1 protein-coding gene is annotated in these 458 nt (G+C 62.7%); it reads left to right on the forward strand.

Features of this window, described 5'->3' with window-relative positions:
* On the forward strand, positions 1 to 458 hold a 458-nt coding region (locus tag PROAA_RS16155; RefSeq protein WP_186412336.1), incomplete at both ends, for an N-6 DNA methylase.

Consider the following 458-nt stretch of genomic DNA (forward strand, 5'->3'; position numbering starts at 1 on the left):
ATCCTCGACGAAGCCTACCGCTGGTCATCGTGGGCGGCGCCCAAGGACAGTCAAGGCAAGCGCGACCACAACAAGGCCCTGACCGGCGACGATCTGCGCGAGTTCGTCGATGGCAAGCTGTTCCCCTATCTGCAAGGGTTCAAGCTCAAGGCGACCGGCCCGAACACCCTCGAATACAAGATCGGCGAGATTTTCAGCGAGATCAAGAACAGGATTCAGAGCGGCTACACCCTGCGCGAGGTCATCGACCACATCGACGAACTGCGCTTCCGCTCGCAGGCCGAGAAGCACGAACTCTCGCACCTCTACGAAGCCAAGATCCGGAACATGGGCAACGCCGGGCGCAACGGTGGCGAGTACTACACCCCGCGCCCGTTGATCCGCGCCACGGTGCAGGTCGTGCAACCCACGGTTGGCGAGCGCATTTACGACGGCGCCTGCGGCTCGGCCGGCTTTCT

The organism is Candidatus Propionivibrio aalborgensis, assembly GCF_900089945.1.
Taxonomy (GTDB): Bacteria; Pseudomonadota; Gammaproteobacteria; order Burkholderiales; family Rhodocyclaceae; genus Propionivibrio; species Propionivibrio aalborgensis.